General features: G+C 73.6%; 23 protein-coding genes. 14 read left to right on the top strand and 9 right to left on the bottom strand.

What is annotated here, in order from left to right:
- The first annotated feature begins 282 nt into the window (after nt 1-282).
- Together ACZ4VL_RS18530 and ACZ4VL_RS18525 are read left to right on the top strand one after the other, a co-directional pair.
- Complete coding sequence (locus tag ACZ4VL_RS18530; RefSeq protein WP_468200797.1) at nt 283-1,623, top strand: transcriptional regulator; 1,341 nt, start codon at nt 283-285, stop codon at nt 1,621-1,623.
- 52 nt (nt 1,624-1,675) lie between these two features.
- Nucleotides 1,676-2,206, top strand: a complete 531-nt coding sequence (locus ACZ4VL_RS18525; RefSeq protein WP_468200794.1) for an NUDIX hydrolase — start codon at nt 1,676-1,678, stop codon at nt 2,204-2,206.
- On the opposite strand, the gene ACZ4VL_RS18520 is transcribed toward ACZ4VL_RS18525, so the two are convergent.
- Nucleotides 2,203-3,558, bottom strand: a complete 1,356-nt coding sequence (locus ACZ4VL_RS18520) for an acyltransferase family protein (protein ID WP_468200792.1) — start codon at nt 3,556-3,558, stop codon at nt 2,203-2,205. The two genes, ACZ4VL_RS18525 and ACZ4VL_RS18520, sit on opposite strands and share 4 nt — an antisense overlap.
- Nucleotides 3,559-3,666: 108 nt before the next feature.
- Nucleotides 3,667-4,539, bottom strand: a complete 873-nt coding sequence (locus ACZ4VL_RS18515; protein WP_468200789.1) for a 3-hydroxybutyryl-CoA dehydrogenase — start codon at nt 4,537-4,539, stop codon at nt 3,667-3,669.
- A 175-nt stretch (nt 4,540-4,714) separates the two neighbouring features.
- On the opposite strand from ACZ4VL_RS18515, the gene ACZ4VL_RS18510 reads away from it, so the two are divergent.
- Complete coding sequence (locus ACZ4VL_RS18510; RefSeq protein WP_468200786.1) at nt 4,715-6,013, top strand: glycoside hydrolase family 10-like protein; 1,299 nt, start codon at nt 4,715-4,717, stop codon at nt 6,011-6,013.
- A 25-nt stretch (nt 6,014-6,038) separates the two neighbouring features.
- On the opposite strand, the gene ACZ4VL_RS18505 is transcribed toward ACZ4VL_RS18510, so the two are convergent.
- Nucleotides 6,039-6,236 carry a DUF1918 domain-containing protein gene (locus ACZ4VL_RS18505; protein WP_361102186.1) on the bottom strand — a complete coding sequence of 66 codons (198 nt, stop codon included), beginning with the start codon at nt 6,234-6,236 and terminating at the stop codon, nt 6,039-6,041.
- Between the two features lie 62 nt (nt 6,237-6,298).
- Nucleotides 6,299-7,303: a DMT family transporter gene (locus ACZ4VL_RS18500; RefSeq protein WP_468200783.1), complete on the bottom strand. Its 1,005-nt coding sequence runs from the start codon at nt 7,301-7,303 to the stop codon at nt 6,299-6,301.
- Here ACZ4VL_RS18500 and ACZ4VL_RS18495 point away from each other — a divergent pair.
- The 9 genes from ACZ4VL_RS18495 (at nt 7,302) to ACZ4VL_RS18455 (ending at nt 16,675) form a co-directional block, all read left to right on the top strand.
- Nucleotides 7,302-8,759: an aminotransferase-like domain-containing protein gene (locus tag ACZ4VL_RS18495; RefSeq protein ID WP_468200781.1), complete on the top strand. Its 1,458-nt coding sequence runs from the start codon at nt 7,302-7,304 to the stop codon at nt 8,757-8,759. The two genes, ACZ4VL_RS18500 and ACZ4VL_RS18495, sit on opposite strands and share 2 nt — an antisense overlap.
- A 31-nt stretch (nt 8,760-8,790) precedes the next feature.
- A complete protein-coding gene (locus ACZ4VL_RS18490) occupies nt 8,791-9,366 on the top strand; it encodes a histidine phosphatase family protein (protein ID WP_468200780.1) in 576 nt (191 codons plus the stop codon).
- 40 nt (nt 9,367-9,406) lie between these two features.
- A complete protein-coding gene (locus ACZ4VL_RS18485; RefSeq protein ID WP_404241494.1) occupies nt 9,407-10,156 on the top strand; it encodes an N-acetyltransferase in 750 nt (249 codons plus the stop codon).
- A 61-nt stretch (nt 10,157-10,217) separates the two neighbouring features.
- The gene (locus tag ACZ4VL_RS18480) at nt 10,218-11,585 is read left to right on the top strand and encodes a pyridoxal phosphate-dependent decarboxylase family protein (protein ID WP_468200777.1); all 1,368 of its coding nucleotides are present in this window, start codon (nt 10,218-10,220) and stop codon (nt 11,583-11,585) included.
- Between the two features lie 128 nt (nt 11,586-11,713).
- Entirely contained in the window at nt 11,714-12,742 is a 1,029-nt protein-coding gene (gene argC / locus ACZ4VL_RS18475) for an N-acetyl-gamma-glutamyl-phosphate reductase (protein WP_468200776.1), read from the top strand.
- Between the two features lie 73 nt (nt 12,743-12,815).
- Nucleotides 12,816-13,973, top strand: a complete 1,158-nt coding sequence (argJ, locus tag ACZ4VL_RS18470; RefSeq protein WP_468200774.1) for a bifunctional glutamate N-acetyltransferase/amino-acid acetyltransferase ArgJ — start codon at nt 12,816-12,818, stop codon at nt 13,971-13,973.
- Nucleotides 13,970-14,896, top strand: coding sequence for an acetylglutamate kinase (argB, locus tag ACZ4VL_RS18465; protein WP_468200773.1), 927 nt, complete (start codon nt 13,970-13,972; stop codon nt 14,894-14,896). Before argJ ends, argB begins: the two co-directional genes overlap by 4 nt.
- Nucleotides 14,893-16,104, top strand: a complete 1,212-nt coding sequence (locus ACZ4VL_RS18460) for an acetylornithine transaminase (protein ID WP_468200771.1) — start codon at nt 14,893-14,895, stop codon at nt 16,102-16,104. The genes argB and ACZ4VL_RS18460 overlap by 4 nt, the downstream gene beginning before the upstream one ends.
- A 7-nt stretch (nt 16,105-16,111) precedes the next feature.
- Nucleotides 16,112-16,675 carry an arginine repressor gene (locus tag ACZ4VL_RS18455; protein ID WP_385849490.1) on the top strand — a complete coding sequence of 188 codons (564 nt, stop codon included), beginning with the start codon at nt 16,112-16,114 and terminating at the stop codon, nt 16,673-16,675.
- Nucleotides 16,676-16,734: 59 nt separating this feature from the next.
- Here the strand turns inward: ACZ4VL_RS18455 and ACZ4VL_RS18450 are convergent, their stop codons facing one another.
- From ACZ4VL_RS18450 to ACZ4VL_RS18440, 3 genes are read right to left on the bottom strand one after another with little or no spacing between them, the layout of a single operon-like run.
- On the bottom strand, nt 16,735-17,421 hold the full coding sequence (locus ACZ4VL_RS18450; RefSeq protein ID WP_468200818.1) for a L,D-transpeptidase family protein: 687 nt from the start codon (nt 17,419-17,421) through the stop codon (nt 16,735-16,737).
- A 6-nt stretch (nt 17,422-17,427) separates the two neighbouring features.
- Nucleotides 17,428-18,009: a pyridoxamine 5'-phosphate oxidase family protein gene (locus ACZ4VL_RS18445; protein ID WP_468200768.1), complete on the bottom strand. Its 582-nt coding sequence runs from the start codon at nt 18,007-18,009 to the stop codon at nt 17,428-17,430.
- A 53-nt stretch (nt 18,010-18,062) separates the two neighbouring features.
- Nucleotides 18,063-19,667, bottom strand: coding sequence for a HEAT repeat domain-containing protein (locus tag ACZ4VL_RS18440; protein ID WP_468200765.1), 1,605 nt, complete (start codon nt 19,665-19,667; stop codon nt 18,063-18,065).
- A gap of 194 nt (nt 19,668-19,861) precedes the next feature.
- On the opposite strand from ACZ4VL_RS18440, the gene ACZ4VL_RS18435 reads away from it, so the two are divergent.
- Entirely contained in the window at nt 19,862-21,055 is a 1,194-nt protein-coding gene (locus ACZ4VL_RS18435) for an argininosuccinate synthase (protein ID WP_468200763.1), read from the top strand.
- A 110-nt stretch (nt 21,056-21,165) separates the two neighbouring features.
- Nucleotides 21,166-22,593: an argininosuccinate lyase gene (argH, locus tag ACZ4VL_RS18430; protein WP_468200760.1), complete on the top strand. Its 1,428-nt coding sequence runs from the start codon at nt 21,166-21,168 to the stop codon at nt 22,591-22,593.
- Nucleotides 22,594-22,805: 212 nt separating this feature from the next.
- Here the strand turns inward: argH and ACZ4VL_RS18425 are convergent, their stop codons facing one another.
- Both ACZ4VL_RS18425 and ACZ4VL_RS18420 read right to left on the bottom strand, forming a co-directional pair.
- Nucleotides 22,806-24,002, bottom strand: a complete 1,197-nt coding sequence (locus ACZ4VL_RS18425) for a hypothetical protein (protein WP_468200758.1) — start codon at nt 24,000-24,002, stop codon at nt 22,806-22,808.
- Nucleotides 24,003-24,087: 85 nt separating this feature from the next.
- The gene (locus ACZ4VL_RS18420) at nt 24,088-24,603 is read right to left on the bottom strand and encodes an HAD domain-containing protein (RefSeq protein WP_468200756.1); all 516 of its coding nucleotides are present in this window, start codon (nt 24,601-24,603) and stop codon (nt 24,088-24,090) included.
- Nucleotides 24,604-24,610: the final 7 nt, after the last annotated feature.

The raw sequence follows: 24,610 nt of genomic DNA, 5'->3' as shown, positions 1-24,610 counted from the left end.
CCGGGACCCGGTGACCAACCGGGCGCCGGCGGAGCCGAGGCGCGCCGCCCGCCTGCCGTGGAGTGTCGGGCAGACAGCACGACGGGCGGCGCGGTGCGGGTCGTCGCACTGTACGAGGGGGAGCCGACGACCCGGGCTGCCTCTTTGGCGAGGCTCTTCAGTGAACCGCTCCCGGGGCCCCCAGCGGCAGAGTGCGTATCGCATTTATGCGCGTACTCGGTTCACACCCCGTGTGAACCCCGCACCCACTAGCCTGAGACCGACGAGCCCTTGGAGGGGCCCATGCAGCCCAACGCCCTGCTCGACGCCCTCCTCGCCGAGGCGGGCATGTCCCACGCCGGACTCGCCGCGCACGTGAACCAGGCGGGCCGGTCCCGCGGTCTCGCCCTGCGCTACGAACACACCGCCGTCACCCGGTGGTTGAAGGGGCAGCGGCCGCGCGGCCAGGTCCCCGACCTGATCTGCGAGGTGCTCGGCGGCCGGCTCCGCCGCCCGGTCTCCCTGGACGACGTCGGCCTCGGGCTGCCCGGCCAGCCCACCGGCCCGCACTCCTCCCCGCTCCAGGGCTTCGTCGACCGGGCCGCCGCCCTGTGGCGCTCCGACCAGCAGGGGCGCTTCCCGCTGCTCACCACCGAGGCGGTCACCGGAACCCCCGCCGTGATCCCCGTCTGGGAGTGGGAGAACCCGCCGGAGGACGCCGACGTGTCCCGCGACGGGCCGCTGCGGATCGGGCCCGAGCACATCGAGATCCTGCGGGCCGCCCGCGCCCACTACGAGCTGATGTACCGCCGGGCCGGCGGGGTCGCCACCCGGGCCCGCATCGTCCGCTTCCTCGGCAGCGAGACCGCGCCCATGCTGCGCGGCAGCTACCCCGACGAGTTGGGCCGCAGGCTGCACCGGGCCGCCGGATCCCTGGTGGCCGTCGCGGGGATCTGCGCGTACGACTCGGACGCCCACGGCCTCGCCCAGCGCTACTTCCACCAGGCGCTGCGGCTGGCCAAGGCCAGCGGGGACCGGGGGCTCGGCGCGTACGTCATCGCGCTGCTCGTCAACCAGTCCCTGCACCTGCGCGAGCACCGCCAGGCCGTCGCCTTCGCCGAGGCGGCACTGCGCTGCGCGAGCCGGGACACCACCCCGGCCCTGACCGCCGACCTGTACGCGATGCAGGCCAAGGCGTACGCCCAACTCGGCGACCCGGCAGCCGCGTTGGCCTGTATCCGGCACGCCGAAGGGGCCGCCGGACGGATCCGGCCGGGCTCGGAGCCGGACGAGACCGGATACGTCCAGCCCGGGCTGGTGAACGTCCAGGTGGCCGAGGCCCTGCTGAGCCTCGGCGACCTCGACGCCGCGCACGAGCAGGCGGCCGCCGCGGTCGGCACCCCCGCCCACGACCGCGGCCGGGTCCACCGGCTGGCGATGCTGTGCGAGGTCCAGCTGCGGCAGGGGGAAGCGGACGGGGCGGCGGCCACGGCCGCCGAAATGGCCGAACGGGCCAAGGGGATGGAGTCGCTGCGGCTGCGGGACCGGCTGCGGGCCGTCCGCGAACAGCTGCTCAGCAGCGGCTGCCCGGGTGCCGCGGAGACGGCACGGCTCATCGACGAGGCGCTGCGCGTTCCGCTGTGACCGCCGCGGCTGCTGCCATGTTGCCACCGACGATCCGGAAGGTGGCAGAACCGTGCAGTGGACGAACCTGAGTGAGCAGACCGTGTACAAGAACCGTTGGTTCGACGTGAACCTTGCCGATGTGGAACTTCCCGACGGCCGGCACCTGGACCACTTCGTGATCCGGCTGCGGCCGGTCGCGGCCGCCACGGCCGTCAACGAGGCCGACGAGGTGCTGCTGTTGTGGCGGCACCGCTTCATCACCGACAGCTGGGGCTGGGAACTGCCCGCGGGCGTGGTCGAGGACGGCGAGGACCTCGCGCAGGCGGCGGCCCGGGAGATGGAGGAGGAGTCGGGCTGGCGGCCCGGCCCGCTGCACCAGCTGATGACCGTGGAGCCCTCCAACGGGCTCACCGACGCCCGCCACCACCTCTTCTGGGCGGAGGGGGCCACGTACACGGGCCGGCCCCAGGACGACTTCGAGTCCTCGCGGCGCGAGTGGGTGCCGTTGAAGCTCGTGCCGGAGATGATCGCCCGCGGCGAGGTCCCGGCCGCGAACATGGCCGCCGGCCTGCTCCTCCTCCACCACCTGCGGCTGGGTTAGCCGCCGCTCCGCCCGCCGGCACCCGCCCGGACCGGTTCCTCCGCGGCAGCCCGCTGCGGGGGCACCAGACCGGCCCGGGTGTCGGCCCCGGCACGGGGCCACCGCCGGTCGGCAGCCCGCTGGACGCGCCGGCCGAGGTTCTGCACCGGCAGCTCCACCAGGCGGTACAGCAGCTGGCTCGCGACCAGCACCACCGAGAGGAAGAGCACGGTCCACACGAGGCGGCCCAGCGCGGACGAGGGCTGCGGCGGCACCCCGACCAGCGGGCCGATCGTGCGCAGCAGCGGGAAGTGCAGCAGGTACACCGAGAAGCTGACCGCACCCAGCCAGGTCAGCACCCGCGGGAAGCGGCGCCCGCGCAGCAGGAACCCGAGCCCGAACACGGCCCACGCGGCCAGGTAGGACAGGGACCAGGCCTTCCAGCTCGCCGTCCAGGTGTCGTGCGCGTGGCCGCCCCGGTTGTACAGCCATCCGACGAGCACGCCCGCGACGACCACGAACCCGCAGGACAGCAGCGACAGGGTGCGCATCCGGCCGGAGGGGGCGGCGTGCTGCGCCCGGTGGACGGCCGTGCCGGCGAACATCGTGGCGAAGATCATCCAGGTCTCGAACCACGGGGCCCGGCCGTTCAGCGTGGTCAGCACCAGGCCGAGCCCGGCCAGCAGCGCGGCGCCCGCGCCGGTCGCCCACCGCCTGCCGCTGAGCACCCCGGCGAGGCCGGCGAGCGCGACCGGCGTGACGAGCAGCAGGAGCAGTCGGGTCGAGCCGAGTCCGGTGGACAGCAGCCCGGTGCCGACGGCCGTGCCGACCCCCAGGGCCGCGGCGGCGCAGGCCACGGCGATCGGGCCGCTGTGGCGGTGCAGTCCGCGGGTGAACAGGGCGGTCACGAAGAAGTAGAAGACCATCTCGTAGCAGAGCGTCCAGGTGACGTTCATGCTGTTGGTGACCCCGAGCATGTCCTGGAGCATCAGGCCGTTCGCGACCAGCGAGGCAGTGTCGTCGCCGGTGCTCAGCAGCGAGACCGCGCCGTCGCCCTCCGGCAGCATCATGATCGAGACGACCAGGGCGGCGATCAGGGCGGGGTAGATCCGGAAGATCCGGCCGATCCAGAACGCCCGGACGTCGCCGCGGCGCTCCAGCGAGGCCGGGATGATGTAGCCGCTGACGATGAAGAAGAGCATCACGCCGAACAGGCCCATGTCGAAGTGCTGCGTGATGGTGTCCCTGTGGGGGAACATCCGCAGGACGTTGAAGTGGTGCAGGGCCACGATGAGGGCGGCGACACCGCGCAGCGCGTCGAGCCAGCCGAGCCGGGCGCCCAGCCTGGTGGGGGAGGAGGGGGACGACTTCACCGCAGGACCCTAGCGGTACCTCGGCCGTCGCGAGGACGACCGAGGCTCTTCTCACACTGCGCCGGGTCCCGGCCCGGGCGCCGGGGCGGGCGGGGCGGGCGGGGCGGCTCAGCCGTAGGCGTAGAAGCCCGAGCCGGTCTTGCGGCCGAGGCGGCCGGCGTCGACCATGCGCTGGAGCAGCGGGGGAGCGGCGTACAGGGGCTCCTTGAACTCCGAGTACATCGAGTCGGCGATCGAGGCGATCGTGTCGAGGCCGATCAGGTCGGAGAGCTTGAGCGGGCCCATCGGGTGGGCGCAGCCGAACTCCATGCCGTTGTCGATGTCCTCGCGGCTCGCGATGCCCGACTCGAACATCCGGATCGCGGACAGCAGGTACGGGACCAGCAGCGCGTTGACGACGAAGCCGGAGCGGTCCTGGGCGCGGATGGCGTGCTTGCCGAGGACGTTCTGCACCAGGGCCTCGGCCCGCTTGACGGTCTCCTCGCCGGTGGTCAGCGCCGGGATCAGCTCGACGAGCTTCTGCACCGGGGCCGGGTTGAAGAAGTGGATGCCGATGACCTGGTCGGGCCGGGAGGTCGCCACGGCCAGCTTGACCAGCGGGATCGACGAGGTGTTCGAGGCGAGGATGGCGTCGGGGCGGGTGATCACCTGGTCCAGGACCTGGAAGATCTCCGTCTTGACCTGCTCGTTCTCGACGACCGCCTCGATGACCAGGTCGCGGTCGGCGAACTCGCCGAGGTCGGTGGTGAAGGAGAGGCGGGCCAGGGTGGCGTCCCGCTCCTCCTCGCTGATCTTGCCGCGGGCGGCGGCCTTGGTCAGCGAGTTGTGCAGCCGGGCCCGCCCGAGCTCCAGGGCCTCGCCCGTGGTCTCGGCGACCTTCACGTCGAGACCGCTGCGGGCGCACACCTCGGCGATGCCGGCACCCATCTGGCCACAGCCCACTACGCCGACCCGTGTGATGTCGGAAGGGAGGTCAGTCACTTCGTGCCTTTCGCTGCTCCGTCGTCGGCGGGTCCCCCGTTGTCGTCAGTGGTCACTGCAATCCGGCGCCCGCCACGCCCCCCGACGTTACCCCCGATCTTGCCGGTGGTGGCGGGCCGGGGCGGGCATGCTGGGCGCAGACAGGGGATGTCACGCAACGGAACGGAGTCGTCACATGACGTACATCGGTCGGCGGGGACTGCTGGCGGGAGCCGCGGGGGTGATCGCCGCCGCCGCGGGGGGTCCGGCGCGGGCGGCGGAGGCGGCGCGGGGTGCGGGAGCGGCGCAGCCCGCGGCAGCGCAGCCGGTGGCAGCGGCGGCGCAGCGGCCGGGAGTGCGACGGAAGGCCGCCCCGGAGTTCCGCGGCATGTGGATCGCCTCCGTGGAGAACGTGGACTGGCCCTCCGCGTCCGGGTTGGGCGCCGGGGAGCAGCGCGACGAGCTGTCCTCCCTCTTCGACGCCGCCGTCGCGAACCGACTGAACGCGGTGTTCCTCCAGGTCCGGCCCACCGCCGACGCGATGTGGCCCGGTGCCCGGGAGCCCTGGTCGCAGTGGCTGACGGGCCGGCAGGGCGCCGACCCGGGCTGGGACCCGCTGGGCACGGCCGTCGCCGACGCCCATGCCCGGGGGCTGGAGCTGCACGCCTGGTTCAACCCGTACCGGGTGGCGAACAACCACACCGATCCCACGCGCCTGGCGTCCTCGCACCCGGCCCGCCGCAACCCGGGCTGGACGGTCCCGTACGGCGGCAAGCTGTACTACAACCCCGGGCTGCCCGAGGTGCGCGCCTTCGTGCAGGAGGCCATGCTCGACGCCGTCTCCCGCTACGCGGTGGACGGGGTGCACTGGGACGACTACTTCTACCCGTACCCCGTCGCCGGGGAGTACTTCGACGACGACGACGCGTACGCGCGCCACGGATCGGGCTTCGCCACGCGCGCGGACTGGCGCCGCTCCAACATCGACGCGCTGGTCCGGGAGATGTCCGAGAAGCTGCGGTCGGCGCGGCCCTCGGCCCGGTTCGGCATCAGCCCGTTCGCGGTGTGGCGCAACCGGGACCGGGATCCGCTCGGCTCGGACACCCAGTCCCTGGCCACCTACGACGACCTGTACGCGGACACCCGCATGTGGGTGCGGGAGGGCTGGATCGACTACGTGGTGCCGCAGGTGTACTGGCACATCGGCCATCCGGCGGCCGACTACGCGAAGCTCGTCCCGTGGTGGGCGCAGACCGTCGCGGGGACGGGCGTCGACCTGTACATCGGGGAGGCGCTGTACCGCTGTGAACGCGACAGTGCGACGGCCGCCTGGCGCGATCCGGCCGAGCTGTCCCGGCACCTGACCCTCGCGCGCCGGTACGCCGAGGTCCGCGGCCACGCCTACTTCTCCGCGAAGCAGGTGGCCGCGGACCCCAATGGAGCGATGGCCAGGGTGGTCGCCGACCACTACCCGACGACGGTGCCACCCCGCTGAGGCGCGGGGCCGCCGGTGCGCCGCATCAGTGCCGGGGTTCCTCCGGGTGCTTCACGACGCAGTCGGGGCCCGGGGACATCAGGGCTTCGTGGCCGTCGGCGAAACGGACCCGGTAGGGCGGGCTGCCGTTTTCGCCCAGTACCTGAGTGATCTCGCCGACCTTGTCGTGCTGCCCCACGACTCTGCCGTGCTGCAGCAGCTGGTCGCCTTCGGTCGCGCGCATAAGCTGACCTCCTCGGAGGCGGTCTCGATCCGGTGACGACAGTTTACGGCCGATTGTCCCGATTAAGCCCGCTGGGTCAGGGCGATGCAGACCAGCACCGCGCAGGCGGCCGCCGGGGCGGCCGGCGACAGCCGCTCGCCCAGCAGGGCCACCGACCACACGAGCGTCAGCAGCGGCTGGGCCAACTGGAGCTGGCTGGCCCGCGGGGCCCCGATCTCCGCCATGCCCCGGTACCAGACGTACAGGCCGAGGAAGGTGGAGCCCGCGGCAGCCCACGCCAGCCCCGCCAGCCCGTGGGCGGTCAGCCGCACCGGCTCGTACGCCAGCCCCAGCGCGGAACCGGCGAGGGTGAGCGGGAGGGTCAGCACCAGCGCCCAGCCGATGACCTGCCAGCCCGGCATGGCGCGGGCCAGCCGCGCGCCCTCGGTGTACCCGGCGGCGCAGGCCAACAGGGCTCCGAACAGGTAGCCGTCACCGGCGGAGAGCGAGCCGCCGCTCTCCGCCAGGGTGAAGCCGAGGACGACGGCGGCCCCGGCGACGGCCGCGGCCCAGAACCGGCGCGAGGGCCGCACGCCGGTGCGCAGGGCGGACAGGGCCGCCGTGGTGAGAGGGAGGAGCCCGACCACGACGGCGGCGTGCGAGGTGGTGGAGGTGGTCAGCGCCAGGGTGGTGAGCAGCGGGAATCCGACGACCACGCCCCCGACGACCACGGCCAGCCCCGCCCAGTGCTCGCGGGCGGGCAGCGGGACCCGCCCGGCCAGCAGGAAGGCACCCGCGATCAGGGCGGCGAGCACGCTGCGCAGCGCGACGAAGCTCCAGGGGCCGAAGCCCTCCAGGCCCCAGGCGGTGGCGGGGAAGGTCAGGGAGAAGGCGACGACCCCGAGGCAGGCGAGCGCGGTGCCGGCCGCGGTCCCGGTCCCCGCACGACCCGCGGTGCCGGTCGTCGGGCGGGCCGGGGCGCCGCCCGTCCGGCGGGCCGGGGTGTCGGTCGGGGTGCCGGGCCGTGTTCCGCCCGGGGTGCCGACCGCTATCGTGGTGGAGGGGGTAGCGCTATTCTGTGCTCTCATGTATGAGCGTAGCAGTGTGGCGGAATTGGCGGATGTTCTGCGCTCCGAACTGGACCGCTACTCGGTAGGTGGAAAGCTGCCGTCGAGCCGGGCCCTCGTGGAGCGCTTCCGGGTCAGTCCCGTCACCGTCTCCCGCGCCCTCGCCCAGCTCGCCGCCGAGGGCCTCGTGGTCACCCGGCCCGGCGCCGGCGCCTTCCGGGCCGCCCCCCGCACGGCCGAGCCCGCGCCCGGCGACACCTCCTGGCAGGAGGTCGCCCTCAGCGCCGAGGGAGCCGGCGAGGTCATCCCCCGCTCCGTCGACGCCTCCGGGGTCCTCGGCTCCCTCGCGACCCCGCCGACCGGGGTGATCGAGCTCAACGGCGGCTACCTGCACCCCTCCCTCCAGCCGGAGCGGGCCATGGCCGCCGCCCTGGCCCGGGCCGGCCGGCGCCCCGGCGCCTGGGGGCGGCCGCCCGTGGAAGGGCTGCCCGAGCTGCGCGACTGGTTCGCCCGCGAGATCGGCGGCTCCGTCTCCGCCGCCGACGTGCTGGTCACCGCGGGCGGGCAGAGCGCGCTGACCACCGCCGTGCGGGCGCTGGCCCCGCCGGGGGCGCCGATCCTGGTGGAGTCACCGACCTACCCCGGGCTGCTGTCGATCGCCCGGGCTTCGGGGTGCCGGCCCGTGCCCGTCCCCGTCGACGCGGACGGTGTCCGGACGGAGCTGCTGGCCGCCGCGTTCGAAGCCACCGGAGCGCGGGTGTTCGTATGCCAGCCGCTCTTCCAGAACCCCACGGGCGCGGTGCTCGCCCCCGAGCGGCGGGCCGAGGTGCTGCGCATCGCGCGGGCGGCCGGCGCGTTCGTCGTCGAGGACGACTACGCCCGCGCCCTCGCCCACGAGGACGCCGCGCCGCCGCCCCCGACCCTGGCCGCCGAGGACCACGACGGGGTCGTCGTGCACGTCCGGTCACTCACCAAGATCACCTCGCCGAGCCTGCGGGTGGGTGCGCTCGCCGCCCGCGGCCCCGTCCTGGACCGGCTGCGCGCCATCCAGGTCGTGGACAGCTTCTTCGTGCCGCGCCCGCTCCAGGAAGCCGCCCTCGAACTCGTCGGCGCCCCCGCCTGGCCCCGCCACCTGCGCACGGTCGCCGCCGAACTGCGGCACCGGCGCGACGTGCTGGCCGGTGCGCTGCGCCGCGGACTGCCCGGGTTGCGGCCGGACCGGCTGCCGTCCGGCGGCTTCCAGCTGTGGGCCCGGCCCGGCGGCGAGGTCGACGAGGCGGCCTTCGCGACCGCCGCCCTGCGGGCCGGGGTCGCGGTCACGCCCGGGCGCCCGTACTTCTGCGCGGAGCCCCCCGGTCCGTACGTACGGCTGAGCTTCGCCGGGGTCTCGGGCGCGGCGGAACTGGGCGAGGCCGTCCGCCGGCTGCGCGACGGGCTGGGGCAGGAGCCGGCCGGCGCCGTCGGTCCGGACGCTTGACCCGGTGCGGCCCGCGGCCCACCATCGCCGCATGAACGTTCGGGTTTCGCTCGTCGCTGCAGCCCGCGGCTCCGCACTGCTCGCCGAGCGCTTCGACGACGACCGCCCGCTCGACGACGAGGGCTGGCGCACCCTGTCGGCCGCCGCGCACGGCCTCGTGCCGCTGGGCGCCGCCGGACTGCGCTACTGCTCGCCCGGCCCGCGCAGCCGGGCCACCGGCCGGGCCCTCGGCTACGCGCCGCTCGCCCAACCGGCGCTGCGCGAGTGCGACATGGGCCGCTGGCGGGGCCTGACCCTGGCCGAGGTCGCCACCCGCGAACCCGGCGCGGTGGAGCTCTGGCTCAGCGACCCGCTCGCCACCCCGCACGGCGGCGAGTCCCTCCTCGCCTTCATCTCCCGCATCGGCGGCTGGCTCGACACCCGGCCCACCGACGACGGCGGCGCGATCGTCGCGGTCGCGGAGCCCTCGGTGGTGCGGGCGGCCCTGGTGTACGCGCTCGGGGCCGCCCCGCAGACGTACTGGAACGTGGACGTCCGACCGCTGTCGACCATCACCCTGACCGGCTGGTCGGGGCACTGGCACCTCTCGCTCCAGGCCCCCGCCTAATCCGGTGGAGTCGCCGCTGCAACCCCCCTAGCCTGCGCACATGAACGGAACAGAGATCACCACGATCGCCGGGCGCCCCGAACTCGCCGAGCGGCTCTACGACATGGAGGACTCGTGGCCCGCGTTCTCGGGCAACGACTCGCTCGCCTGGCTGCTGTACCCGCGGATGGTGTCGGAGCTGCCCGAGTACGTGCTGGTCGCCCTGGACGGCGACACGGTGGTCGCCCGCGGGTTCAGCGTGCCGTTCGCGCTGCACGCGCCCGGTCGGGACGGGGTGCTGCCGGCCCGCGGCTGGGACCAGGTCGTCATGTGGGCCTTCTCCGACCTGCGGCGCGGGATCGAGCCCGACACGGTGAGCGCGGTCGAGATCAGCGTCGACACCGGCCGGCAGGGCGAGGGCCTGTCCGGGCGGATGCTGGCCGCGATGCGGGACAACGCCCGTGCGCGCGGCTTCGCCGAGGTGGTGGCCCCGGTGCGGCCGAGCGGCAAGCCGGCCGAGCCCGACACCCCGATGCAGGAGTACGCGTACCGCACCCGCGAGGACGGCCTGCCGTACGACCCGTGGCTGCGCGTCCACGTCCGGGCCGGCGCGGTGATCGACTCGATCGCGCCGCTGTCGATGACGGTCACCGGCTCCCTGGACGAGTGGCGCGCCTGGACGGGCCTGCCCTTCGACACGGCCGGCCCGGTCCACGTGCCCGGGGCCCTCACCCCGGTCCACTGCGACCCGGTCCAGGGCTACGCGGCGTACGTGGAGCCGAACGTCTGGGTCCGCCACCCGCTGACCTGACGGGGCGGCCGACCGCGGCCGCGGCTTGCAACGGGGCGGCGACCGTCCCATAGTCCGAGGTATGGACGCGCGCGAGGCCGCGCTCCGACGGGCGCACGGGCACGCCGTGCGCTGGCTGGCGAGCCTTTCCGAGCGGCGGGTGCCCGCCCGCGCCTCGGCCGACGAGGTCGTGCGGGCGCTCGGTACCGAGCTGCCCGACGGCCCCGGCGTACCCGCCGAGGTCGTCGACCTGATGGCCGAGGCCTGCGAGCCGGGCCTGACGGCGTTCCCCAGCGGCCGCTTCCACGGATTCGTGGTCGGCGGTACGGAGCCGGCCGCGCTGGCCGCGGACTGGCTGGTCAGCGCCTGGGACCAGAACTGCGTGATGCGCGCAGCCTCGCCCGCCTACGCGGCGGCCGAGGACATCGCGAGCGGGTGGCTGCTCGACCTGCTCGGCCTGCCCGGCGGCAGCGCGGTCGGCTTCACCACCGGCGCCACCACCGCGAACTTCACCTGCCTCGCCGCCGGCCGCGACGCGGTGCTGCGCGCCGCCGGCTGGAACGCCGCCCACGACGGGCTCGCCGGCGGCCCGCCCGTCCGCGTCGTCGCCGGCGCCGACCGCCACATCGCCGTCGACCTGGCCCTGCGCTACCTGGGGCTCGGCGCACCCGAGACCGTGCCGGCGGACGACCAGGGGCGCATGGACCCCGAGGCCCTGCGCCGCACCCTGGCGGGGCGCGGACCGGGCCCGACGATCGTGGTCCTCCAGGCCGGGGACATCCACTCCGGCGCCTTCGACCCCTTCCCCGAGGCGATCCGCGCCGCCCGCGGGGCGGACGCCTGGGTGCACGTCGACGGGGCCTTCGGCCTGTGGGCGGCCGTCTCCCCGGCGCACGCGCACCTGACGGCCGGCTGCGCGGACGCCGACTCCTGGGCCACCGACGCCCACAAGACCCTCAACGTCCCCTACGACTGCGGCCTCGCCGTCGTGCGCGACCCGTCCGCGCTGCGGGCGGCGATGGGCCAGCGCGGCGACTACCTCATACACGACGAGCAGGGCGACCCGGTCGACAAGGTCCCCGAGCTGTCCCGGCGCGGCCGGGCCTTCCCCGTGTGGGCGGTCCTCAGGTCGCTCGGCCGCTCGGGGGTGGCCGACCTCGTCGACCGGCTGTGCCGGCACGCCTGCGCCTTCGCCGACGGGATCGCCGCGATCGACGGCGCGACCGTCCTCAACGAGGTGGTGTTCACCCAGGTCTGCGCCTCCTTCGGCAGCGACGACCGCACCGACCGGGTCCTCGCGCGGCTGCTCGCCGAAGGCGACACCTGGATCAGCGGCTCCACCTGGCACGGCCGGCGCGTCATGCGGATCTCGGTGAGCAACTGGTCGACCACCGACACGGACGTGGCGCGCTCGCTGGCGGCGATTCGCCGTGCCGTCACCTGCGCCTGACATGCTCCCCGGGCCGCCGCCCAGCACAGCCGCAGGTCAGCGGGGCGGCGGCCGGGGGAGGCAACATCACCAACATTGCATAAAACTGCGGCGCTACGTATAGTCATGCCATCCAAGAGGAGGGTCCGATGGTGGTACGTGCAGCAGTGGCCGGAGCGAGCGGATACGCGGGCGGTGAGCTCCTGCGCCTGCTCCTGGCCCATCCCGAGGTGGAGATCGGCGCGCTCACCGGCCACTCCAACGCCGGCCAGCGTTTCGGTTCGCTCCAGCCCCACCTGCTCCCGCTCGCCGACCGCGTCCTGGAGTCGACCACCGCCGAGGTCCTCGCCGGCCACGACGTGGTGTTCCTGGCCCTGCCCCACGGACAGTCCGGCGCCGTCGCCGCCGAGCTCGGACCCGACGTGCTCGTCGTCGACATGGGCGCCGACCACCGGCTGAAGGACTCCGCGGACTGGGACAGGTTCTACGGCGCCCCGCACGCCGGCACCTGGCCCTACGGCCTGCCCGAGCTGCCCGGGGGCCGGGCCGCACTGGAGGGGGTCAAGCGCATCGCGGTTCCCGGGTGCTTCCCCACCGCGGTCTCCCTCGCCCTCTACCCGGCCTACGCCGCTCGGCTCGCCGAGCCGGAAGCCGTGATCGTGGCCGCCACGGGCACCTCCGGCGCCGGCAAGGCCCTCAAGCCGCACCTGCTCGGCTCCGAGGTCATGGGCTCGGTGACCCCGTACGGCGTGGGCGGCGGCCACCGGCACACCCCGGAGATGGTGCAGAACCTGTCCCCGATCGCCGGGCAGCGCGTCTCCGTCTCCTTCACCCCCACCCTGGCGCCCATGTCCCGCGGCATCCTCGCCACCTGCTCCGCCAGGGCTCTCCCCGGCACCACGGCCGACGCGGTGCGCGCGGCGTACGAGAAGGCGTACGCGGACGAGCCCTTCGTCCACCTGCTGCCCGAGGGCCAGTGGCCGGCCACGGCATCCGTCTACGGTTCCAACGCCGTTCAGATCCAGGTCGCCCACGACGGGGCCGCGCAGCGGATCATCGCGATCAGCGCCATCGACAACCTCACCAAGGGCACCGCCGGCGGCGCGGTCCAGAGCATGAACATCGCCCTCGGGCTCCACGAGAGCCTGGGGCTGTCCACGATCGGAGTCGCACCGTGAGCGCCGTATCGAGCGCCCTGCACGCAGCCGCCGGGCTGCGGACGACGACGGAAGAAGCGAACGAGGAGACGCAGTGACGGTCACGGCAGCACAGGGATTCACCGCGGCGGGCATCGCCGCGGGGATCAAGGAGAACGGCAACCCGGACCTCGCCCTCGTGGTCAACAACGGGCCCCGCCTGGCCGCGGCCGGTGTGTTCACCTCCAACCGCGTCAAGGCCGCCCCCGTCCGCTGGTCCGAGCAGGTCCTGCGCGGCGGCGCCGTCAGCGCGGTCGTCCTCAACTCCGGCGGTGCCAACGCCTGCACCGGCCCCAAGGGCTTCCAGGACACCCACGCCACCGCCGAGAAGGTCGCCGAGGCCCTCGGCGGCGAGCACAACGCCGGCGAGGTGGCCGTCGCCTCCACCGGCCTGATCGGCGTCCTGCTCCCCATGGACCGGCTGCTGCCCGGCGTGGACACCGCCGTCGCAGCCCTCTCCACGGACGGCGGCGAGGCCGCCGCCATCGCCATCAAGACCACCGACACCGTCCACAAGACCGCCGCGGTCACGCGCGGGGGCTGGACCGTCGGCGGCATGGCCAAGGGCGCCGGCATGCTCGCCCCGGGCCTGGCCACCATGCTCGTCGTCCTCACCACCGACGCCGACCTGGACAGCGCCACCCTCGACCGGGCCCTGCGCTCCGCCACCCGCACCACCTTCGACCGGGTCGACTCCGACGGCTGCATGTCCACCAACGACACCGTGCTGCTGCTCGCCTCCGGAGCCTCCGCGCAGGTTCCGGCGTACGAGGACTTCGCCGAGGCCGTGCGGACCGTCTGCGACGACCTCGCCCGCCAGCTCATCGGCGACGCCGAGGGCGCGAGCAAGGACATCCGCATCGAGGTCGTCGGCGCGGCCAGCGAGGCCGACGCCGTCGAGGTCGGCCGGTCCATCGCCCGCAACAACCTCCTCAAGTGCGCCATCCACGGCGAGGACCCCAACTGGGGCCGGGTGCTCTCCGCCATCGGCACCACCGGGGCCGCCTTCGACCCCGACCGGCTGAACGTCGCCATCAACGGCGTGTGGGTCTGCAGGAACGGCTCGGTCGGCGAGGACCGCGACCTGGTCAGCATGAAGGACCGCGAGGTGCGCATCACCGCCGACCTGTCCCACGGCGAGGAGTCCGCCGTCATCTGGGCCAACGACCTGACCGCCGAGTACGTCCACGAGAACAGCGCCTACAGCTCATGACCGGCCCCGCGCGGAAGCACACCGCCCTCCCGAAGGCGCAGATCCTCATCGAAGCGCTGCCCTGGCTGACCCGCCACCACGGCAAGACGGTCGTCATCAAGTTCGGCGGCAACGCCATGGTCGACGACGAGCTCAAGGCCGCCTTCGCACAGGACGTGGTCTTCCTCCGGCACGCCGGGATCCGCCCGGTCGTCGTGCACGGGGGCGGCCCTCAGATCAACGCCCAGCTCGACAAGGAGGGCCTGGTCAGCGAGTTCAAGGCCGGCCTGAGGGTGACCACCCCGGAAGCCATGGACGTCGTCCGGATGGTGCTCGCCGGCCGCGTCCAGCGCGAGCTGGTGGGCCTGCTCAACCAGCACGGCCCGCTCGCCGTCGGCATGACCGGCGAGGACGCCCAGACCATCTCCGCGGTCCGGCACATGCCCGAGATCGACGGGGAGCAGGTGGACATCGGCCGGGTCGGCGAGATCACCGCCATCGACACCGGCGCCATCGAGGCCCTGCTCGCCGACGGCCGCATCCCGGTGATCTCCTCCATCGCGCGCAGCGCCGACGACGGGCACGTCTACAACGTCAACGCCGACACCGCCGCCGCCGCGCTCGCCGCCGCGCTCGGAGCCGAGACGCTGATGGTCCTCACCGACGTCGAGGGCCTCTACGCCGACTGGCCGCACAGCGACGAGGTGATCAGCCGGCTCACCGTCAGCCAGCTGGAAGAGCTGCTGCCCGAACTGTCCAGCGGCATGGTCCCCAAGATGGAGGGCTGCCTGCACGCCGTGCGCAACGGGGTGCGCACCGCCCGGGTGATCGACGGGCGCGTCCAGCACTCGATCCTGCTGGAGATCTTCACCGACGAAGGGATCGGCACGATGGTCGTGCCGGACCCGAAGCCGCTCACCACCCCGGGAGGGAGGACGTCATGACCGCCAATCAGGAGTACGCGGCGCGCTGGCAGGCCGCGCTCACGAACAACTACGGCACGCCCGCCGTGGCCCTCGTCCGCGGCGAAGGCGCCCAGGTCTGGGACGCCGACGGCAAGCAGTACACCGACCTCGTCGGCGGGATCGCCGTCAACGCCCTCGGCCACGCCCACCCCGCGATCGTCTCCGCCGTGACCGCCCAGGTCTCCACCCTCGGCCACGTCTCCAACCTCTACGCATCCGAGCCCGTCCTCGCCCTCGGCGAGCGGCTGCTCCAGCTCTTCGGCCGCCCCGGCCGGATTTTCTTCTGCAACTCCGGCGCCGAGGCGCTCGAAGCCGCCTTCAAGATCGGCCGGCTGACCGGGCGGACCCACATGGTCGCCACCGAGGGCGGCTTCCACGGCCGCACCATGGGCGCACTCGCGCTCACCGGCCAGCCCGCGAAGCAGGGCCCGTTCCGCCCGCTGCCCGGCGACGTCACGCACGTCCCGTACGGCGACGCCGAGGCCCTGCGGGCCGCCGTCACCGAGGAGACCGCACTCGTCGTCATCGAGCCGATCCAGGGCGAGAACGGCGTCGTCGTCCCGCCCCCCGGCTACCTCAAGGCCGCCCGCGAGATCACCCGTGCCACCGGCACCCTCCTCGTCCTCGACGAGGTGCAGACCGGCATCGGGCGCTGCGGCCACTGGTTCGAGCACCAGGCCCACGAGGGCGTCGACCCCGACCTCGTCACACTCGCGAAGGGCCTCGGCGGCGGTCTCCCGATCGGCGCCGTGGCCGCCTTCGGGCCGGCCGCGGACCTCCTGCAGCCCGGCCAGCACGGCACCACCTTCGGCGGGAACCCGGTCGCCTGCGCCGCCGGCCTCGCCGTCCTCGACACCATCGCCGCCGACGGACTCCTCGACGAGGTCAAGGCCCGCGGCGAGCGGCTGCGCTCCGGAATCGAGGGCCTCGGCGGCGGCAGCGGCCACCCGCTGGTCTCCCATGTCCGTGGTGAGGGCCTCCTCCTGGGTATCGTGCTGACCGGGCCGTACGCACCGCAGGTGCAGCAGGCGGCCCAGGACGCCGGCTTCCTGGTCAACGCGCCCGCCCCCGACGTCGTACGGCTCATGCCCCCGTACGTGCTCACCGAGGCCGAGGCGGACGCGTTCCTCCAGGCCCTGCCCGGCATCCTCGACGCAGCCAACGGGGACGGACGAACCGGGGAATGAGACGACGATGAGCCAGGCGCAGGACAACGAGCAGTGGGGGTCCTCCCAGGCGGATGCCGGTGGAGGTCCTTCCGTTCCCCAGACGCGCACCGCCCGCCACCGCCGGATCGTGGACATCCTGAACCGGCAGCCGGTCCGCTCCCAGAGCCAGCTGGCCAAGCTGCTCGCCGACGACGGACTGAGCGTCACCCAGGCGACGCTCTCCCGCGACCTCGACGAACTGGGCGCGGTGAAGATCCGCAACACCGGCGGCGAGCTGATCTACGCGGTGCCCAGCGAGGGCGGCTTCCGTACCCCGCAGGCCCCGCTCGGCGAGTCGGCGAAGGAGGAGCGCATGCGGCGCCTCTCCGGTGAACTGCTGATCTCGGCGGAGGCCTCCGCGAACCTCGTCGTCCTGCGCACCCCGCCGGGTGCCGCGCAGTTCCTCGCCTCGGCGATCGACCAGGCCGAACTGCACGACGTCCTCGGCACCATCGCCGGCGACGACACGCTGATGCTCATCAGCCGCGACCCGGCGGGCGGCCAGGCCCTCGCCGACCACCTGCTCCGCCTGGCCCAGAAGGAAGGCTGACGCCTCCGGCCCGGACCGCGGGACCGGTACGGTCCGGCAGTCCGGGCGCCGGACGGCCGTCAGTAGCGGGTGATCGCCAGGTCGCCGGACGCCGTGCCGATCGCGATGTGCGGCTTGCGCACCGGATCGGCCCAGCGGAGGATCGCGCGCATCGCCTCCGCCGGGACAGACACGCAGCCCGCCGTCGCGCCCCTGCCGTTGACGTGCAGGAAGATGCCCGCCCCGCGGCCGCGGACCGGTTGGTCGTAGTTGTAGGCGATGACCATGGCGTGCGCGTACTGCCGCGCGTACGCCACCAGGTGCTCGGACTCGCCGGGCGCGCAGTCCGCCGGCAACGGCTCCACCCAGCGGTTGTAGCTGGTCGAGGCGATGTCCTGGCACCACCAGGAGTTGGCCTTCACCCGCCGGTACGTGTACTCCGTCCCGGCCGGGGCCCGCCGGATGCCGAAGGCGTACGGGAGGGCGTACAGGCCGGTCGGGGTGGTGTTCGTGCCCTGGACGCGGGTCGCGCCGTCCGTCAGGCCCTTGGATCCGAACCGGGCATCGGCGCTGCCCTTCTCGATCCAGTGCCCCGCCAACAGCTCCCACCAGACCACCCGCCCGGTGGTGGAACCGGGGGCGGGTGCGACGGCGGTGATGAGCTGGCTGCCGCCGCCGGTGTCGGCGAGCTGGTCCGGCAGCGTCGGACTGTTCTGGGGGAGCAGGGCGGTGACGATCAGTGAGCCGGTGGCGAGAGCGGTACGCAGCACATGTCAGACGGTACGCGGAGGAAGGGGCAGGGGAAGCGCAGGCAGGCCGTCGACACTCACCCCGACGTACTCCTTCCGCTCGCAGTACGCGGCGAACTCCTCGTCCGTCTGGCGGCCGAAGTACTCCGCATGGAGCGAGCGCTCGCCCCCGTACTCCATGAACGGGACGGCGAACCCGCAGGAGTCGGAGATCCGCTTCGCGTGCACGACGATGACCGCCCGCGCGCTCGGCCCGTCGGCCTGTGCGAACCGGCCGATCAGCTCGCCCCAGCGCGGGTCGTCACGGAAGACGGCCTCGGCCCGGCCGTGCACCCGCACGATGGTCGGCCGGCCGTCGAACGCGCACCACATCAGGGTGATCCGGCCGTTCTCCCGGACGTGGGCGATGGTCTCGGCGCCGCTGCCGCCGAAGTCGAGGTAGGCGAGCGTCAGGTCGTCGATGACGACGAGGGTCCCCTTGCGGCCCTTGGGGGACAGGTTGACGTGGCCGTCCGCCGTCAGCGGGGCCGTCGCGGTGAAGAAGACCGGCTGCTCCTCGATGAAGGTGCGCAGCCGGCCGTCCATGCGTTCGTATAGCTTTCCCATGGGGCCATTGTCCCGGGCCGAACGCCTTCCCGGGGAACGGGATTTCATTCGGCCTACCGCAGGTGGGCCCGTCGGTCCGCCAGCTCTGCCGCGCTGAACAGGTGCGCGGACCTGCGGAGCAGGGCGGCGAGCTCCGCCGGGTCCGCTTGCCCGGCGAACCGGGCGAGCCGCCAGTCCCAGCCGCGTACGGTCCCCCGCGCCACCCCGCGCAGCCTCGGTTCCCAGTCCGAGGACAGGGCCACCGCGGCCCGCAGCACCTCGATCCCGCCCCGCGCCCGCAACACCCGGAAGGCCGCCCGGCGGACGTGCAGGCCTGCCTGCGGGGTGCAGCGGGCGACCAGCGGGCCGGGGTCCAGCCGGCCGGCCACCGGGAGCAGGGCCAGGCAGGCCTCGCGGGCCACGGACGGGGCCGGGTCGTCCAGCAGCGCCAGCAGTTCGGTGTCGTCGGGGACGGCGCCCAACTGCCGCAGTCCGGCCAGCGCGGCGGCGCGCACCCGGCCGACGGGGTGCCCGAGCAGCTCCCGCAGCAGCGGTACGTCGTCGGCGCGGCCGCATTCGGCGAGGCCGGCCACCGCGTACGGGGACGGGCCGGCCGGGTCGGTGACCAGCCGGCGGTAGCGGGCGTGCGGGTCACCGCCGTCCTGGCCGACGAGCCACCGCGCGCAGGCCCGGACCGGGGCGGAGCGGTCGGCGAGGTACCGGTCGGCCTCGGCGGTCCGCCCGGCCGCGCGCAGGGCGGTGACCCCGGCCGCGCGCACCCCGGGCAGGGGGCTGCCGAGCAGTGCGTCGATCGCCGCGTGGGCCGCCGGGGTGCCGGCTCGTGCCGCCGCGAGTGCCTTGAGGGCGGCGTCGGTCCACATCCGTGCCGTCGCCGGATCGCGTTCGGCGCCGGCGTGCCGGGCCAGCTCCGGCAGGTCCAGGACACCACGGGCGAGGCTGATGCGGGCGGCGAAGCGGCGGGTCGGCAGATGCGCCGCGCGGCGCAGTCCGGCCAGTATCCCGTCCGCCTCCTTGCGGGACGGCGGGCCCGTGAGCAGGCCGACCTCCCACCACTGTCCGAGGCGCGGCGGCCGGAGCCGCAGGGCGGCTTCGAACAGCTCGACCGCCCAGGCTCCCTGCTCCCGTCCGGCGAGCCGCAGGACGAGCGGGACCCCGGTGGAGACCGTGTACCGGGCGTCGGCGGCCAGCGCCCTGACCAGCACCCGGCGGGCCTGCGCACGGACCTGCGGGACCCGGTCGGTGCAGCGGACCACCACGAGCGGCAGCGGCAGCGGCAGCGGGGCGTGCCCCGCACCGAGCGCATCCTCCCGCACCCGGCCGTCGGGGTGGCACAGCAGCACCTCCAGCGGTGTCCCGACGGGCCGGGCGGTGCGGCGCAGCAGCCCGCGGCGCCGGCGCACCGGCCCGCCCGGCTCGCTGAGCCCGGCGGAACCGGGCCCGCCCGGCTCCACCGCGCCCGGTCCGCCCGGTCCCGCAGCGCCGGCCCAGCCCGCGCCGGTCCGGCCGGCGAGTGTCCTGCGTACGTGCGCGTCGAAGGCGAGCCAGGCCTCCGGGCCGCGGTTCTGCAGCACCCCGCCGACCGGGGCCTCGCCGCCGTACAGCAGCGCCTGCGCCGCGGTGCGCCCCGCCTCCGCGTCCCACGCCCGTCTCTCCGTCACGTGCCCTCCCGGCCCGACCTGTGCCCCGCCGTGGCGGGATCCGCCGCCCGGCAGCGGGAGCGTACTCGGTGGGTGGCGGAAGGCACCGCCGATATTTCCGCTGGTCAGACGCACGCCCATCCGGCCGATTGACGAAACATACGGAGCAGTGCATAGTTATGCCCATCGCTGGAATGCACCGTAAGGAGAAACCCGTGACCGAGCGCGTCGTACTCGCCTACTCGGGCGGCCTGGACACCTCCGTCGCCATCGGCTGGATCGCCGAGGAGACGGGCGCCGAGGTCATCGCCGTTGCCGTGGACGTCGGCCAGGGCGGCGAGGACCTGGACGTCATCCGCAAGCGCGCGCTCGCCTGCGGTGCCGTCGAAGCCGAGGTCGCGGACGCCAAGGACGAGTTCGCCGACGAGTACTGCCTTCCGGCGATCAAGGCGAACGCCCTCTACATGGACCGCTACCCGCTGGTCTCGGCGCTCTCCCGCCCCACCATCGTCAAGCACCTGGTCGCCGCCGCGAAGAAGCACGGCGCCGGCATCGTCGCCCACGGCTGCACCGGCAAGGGCAACGACCAGGTCCGCTTCGAGGCCGGCATCCAGGCCCTCGGCCCCGACCTCAAGTGCATCGCCCCGGTCCGCGACTACGCGATGACCCGGGACAAGGCCATCGCCTTCTGCGAGGCGAAGAACCTGCCGATCGCCACCACCAAGAAGTCCCCGTACTCCATCGACCAGAACGTCTTCGGCCGCGCCGTCGAGACGGGCTTCCTCGAGGACATCTGGAACGCGCCGATCGAGGACATCTACGAGTACACCTCCAACCCGGCCACCCCGCGCGAGCCCGACGAGGTCGTCATCTCCTTCAAGGAGGGCGTCCCGGTCGCCATCGACGGCCGGCCCGTCACCGTCCTCCAGGCCATCCAGCAGCTCAACGAGCGGGCCGGCGCCCAGGGCATCGGCCGGATCGACATGGTCGAGGACCGCCTCGTCGGCATCAAGTCCCGCGAGGTCTACGAGGCCCCGGGTGCGATCGCGCTGATCACCGCCCACCAGGAGCTGGAGAACGTCACCGTCGAGCGCGAGCTGGCCCGCTACAAGCGGCAGGTCGAGCAGCGCTGGGGCGAGCTCGTCTACGACGGCCTGTGGTTCTCCCCGCTCAAGCGGGCGCTGGACGGCTTCATCAACGAGGCCAACCAGCACGTCACCGGTGACATCCGGATGACCCTGCACGGCGGCCGCGCCGTCGTCACCGGCCGGAAGTCGGACGAGTCGCTGTACGACTTCAACCTCGCCACCTACGACACCGGCGACACCTTCGACCAGTCCAAGGCCCAGGGCTTCATCGACATCTTCGCCCTCTCCGCGAAGATCGCTGCCAAGCGCGACCTGGGCTGACCCCGGTGCCCGCGGCGCGGGCACCCCGTGACGGCCGGCCTCCCCGTTACCTGCGCGGCGGGGAGGCCGTTCCCCACCCGAAGCCATGCAGCGATCGAGGAGCATCAGCAGTGAGCAGCAACAACGGTGACGTCCGGCTCTGGGGCGGCCGGTTCGCCGACGGCCCCGCCGAGGCCCTGGCGAAGCTTTCCGCGTCCGTCCACTTCGACTGGCGCCTCGCCCCCTACGACATCGCCGGCTCCCGCGCCCACGCCCGCGTGCTGCACAAGGCCGGGCTGCTCACCGCCGACGAGCTCGACCGCATGATCGCCGGCCTCGACCGGCTGGAGGCGGACGTCGCCGACGGCTCGTTCACCGGCACCATCGCCGACGAGGACGTGCACACCGCCCTGGAGCGCGGCCTGCTGGAGCGGCTCGGTGCCGAGCTCGGCGGCAAGCTGCGCGCCGGCCGGTCCCGCAACGACCAGGTGGCCACCCTCTTCCGGATGTACCTGCGCGACCACGCCCGGATCATCGGCGGCCTGATCGCCGAGCTCCAGGACGCGCTGGTCGGCCTCGCCGAGACCCACCCGGACGTGGCCATGCCCGGCCGCACCCACCTCCAGCACGCCCAGCCGGTGCTCTTCGCGCACCACGTGCTCGCCCACGTCCAGTCGCTGTCCCGGGACGCCGAGCGGCTGCGCCAGTGGGACACCCGCACCGCGGTCTCCCCGTACGGATCCGGCGCCCTCGCCGGATCCTCGCTGGGGCTGGACCCGGAGGCGGTCGCCGCCGACCTCGGCTTCGAGCGCGGCTCGGTCGGCAACTCGATCGACGGCACGGCCTCCCGCGACTTCGTCGCCGAGTTCGCCTTCATCACCGCCATGATCGGGATCAACCTGTCCAGGATCGCGGAGGAGGTGATCATCTGGAACACGAAGGAGTTCTCCTTCGTGACCCTGCACGACGCCTTCTCCACCGGCTCCTCGATCATGCCGCAGAAGAAGAACCCGGACATCGCCGAGCTGGCGCGCGGCAAGTCCGGCCGGCTCATCGGCAACCTGGCCGGCCTGCTCGCCACCCTCAAGGCCCTCCCGCTCGCCTACAACCGGGACCTCCAGGAGGACAAGGAGCCGGTCTTCGACTCCTGCGACACCCTCGAGGTCCTGCTCCCGGCCTTCACCGGGATGATGGCGACGCTCACCGTCAACCGGGAGCGCATGGAGGAACTGGCTCCGGCCGGCTTCTCCCTCGCCACGGACATCGCGGAGTGGCTGGTCAAGCAGGGCGTGCCGTTCCGGGTGGCGCACGAGGTGGCCGGCGAGTGCGTCAAGGAGTGCGAGGGGCTCGGCATCGAGCTCGACGAGCTCACCGACGAGCAGTTCGGGAAGATCTCCGAGCACCTGACGCCCGAGGTCCGGACGGTCCTGAACGTCCCCGGCGCGCTGGCCTCGCGCAACGGCCGCGGCGGCACCGCCCCCTCGGCGGTGGCCCTCCAGCTCACCGAGCTCAAGGCGGACCTGGTGATCCAGCACGCCTGGGCCCTGCACAAGCAGTAGCCCGACCGCGGCAGCCGCCTCCGCACGCTGCCGCCCCCGTACGCCCGCGGCCCTGCGGCCCGCACCCCCGTACGCCTCACGGCCCGGGGCATGTACGTCCGCACGCCGCGGGAAGCCCGGAGGGGCGGACGGAGCCCGGTGCTCCGTCCGCCCCTCCGTCGCGCGTGCCGCTCCGGTGCGTCCGTCCTCCGCCGCGCGGGTGCGCAGCCCGCTCAGCGCAGCGGGTGGTCCGGCTCGTAGTTGGTCAGGACGCACCCCTCGACCTGTGACTTCTCCAGCCGGTACCCGGACGGGGCGGAGAAGCCGGGCGTGCAGTTCAGGTAGAGGAACTGCAACTGGTAGAGACCGAACCGGGACGACGGGCTGTTGGTCTCGACCGCGATGTTCTCGCCGACGAGCAGCAGGCTCCCCGTCGCCCGCAGCTTGCCGTCGTCCTTCAGGTCGGCCTGCTGCGCGGCCTTGGCCCTGGTCTGGAGCTTCTTCATGTCCCCGACGGTGTCGAGCCAGCTCAGGTCGTGGGCGCGCCGCTCGCCGGCCGGCTGCCCGCACAGGGCGCGGCCCGTCACGCCCCAGTCCAGCGCGTTGCCCTTGATCACCGGCTGGTAGTCGATCGACTCGATGGCCACCGCCCCGGGATCGGTGGAGAAGTTCTTCTGGCAGTCCAGGCTGTTGCCGACGAGCTTGCGCAGTTCGGCGATGCTGCCCGCGCGGGGGAGGCCGAGGCTGCCGTTCTTCGGCTGGCCGAGCTTCCCGTCCCCTCCGGAGGGGTTCTGCGGCATTTCGAAGTTCGGGCTGCCCGTGCCGTCCTCGGCGGAGACGAAGTCGGTGAGGCCGCAGCCCTCCACGAGGGGCTTCTCGAACTTGTACCCGTCCGGTGTCCTGCCGCTCGGGTTGCAGACGAGGACGCGCATGTCGGAGCGGACCAGGGCCATGGAGGTCTTCGGCAGGGTGGGGAAGGCGACGAAGCCCTTGCCGACGATGACGTTGCTGAAGAGCCCGTACGCCCCGTCGCCGCCGGAGATCCTGTCCATGACGTACTTCTTGTAGCCCGCCTGGAACTCCTTCATGTCCCGGGGGACGGCGATGACGATGTCGCTCTTCTCGGAGGTGTTGCTGCAGACGCCGATCTCCGTCACCGACCACTGCCCGACCTTGGGGAAGTCGCCGCTCGGAACCCTCGGGTCGTCGGCCTTCGCGCTCAGGTTCTCGCACCCGGCCCACTGGCGCATGTACTGCTGCGCCTTGACGAGCGGGCCTTCGGTGGGCGCGCCCTCGGCCGCGCCGGCGGAGGCCGAGGCGGAGGAGGCGGGTGCGCCCGGTGGGGCCGCCTGGCCGCCTCCCTTGCATGCGGAGAGGGTGGCGAAGCAGGTGAGGGCGGCGGTCGTGGCGAGGATCCGCTGGATGCGCATGGGTCGCTTTCGTCGGCGGCAGGTCGGCGGGAGTGGCATGGGCATGCTAGATAGGCCGATGATCACGGTCAAAGCCGCCGCGCCGTCACGCCGCCCAGTCGGCGAGCCTGTCGAAGTCCGGCCGGGTCAGCCCGATCCGTTCGTCGATCCGCATCAAAAGGGTCCGGAAGGGGTGGCGCTGGTCGACGTACTCGCGGTCCAGGTCCGTGATGTCGTCGTCGATCCAGGCGAACGCGCGCCCGCCCGCGTACTCCAGCACGTACTGCGTCTTCCAGAACGTCCCGCGCGGCGCCCGGCCGTGCATCTGCGGCCAGTCGACGAAGGGCAGCCGCGGCAGGCCGAGCTGCGGGCCTATCCAGTCGTTCGCCTCGTCCTTCCAGGTCGTCGCCCAGACCAGCTCGTACGCGTCCGCCAGCGCGAGCAGCTCCGCGCCGTGCGAGGGGTTCAGCCAGACGCGCAGGGGCCGTCGGCTCTCGGAGAGCGACCAGCCCGTCGGCCGCATCCGGTGGGTGGTGTACCCCTCGGGGCGGCGCTCGGCCTGTGCCGCGTACGGGTTCAGCGGGCCGTCCACGTCGATCAGGAGCAGGGGCTTCGTCGTCATCGGTGCA

Source organism: Streptomyces sp. NPDC029014, from assembly GCF_055564695.1.
This window is presented reverse-complemented; position numbering and strand designations above follow the sequence as displayed.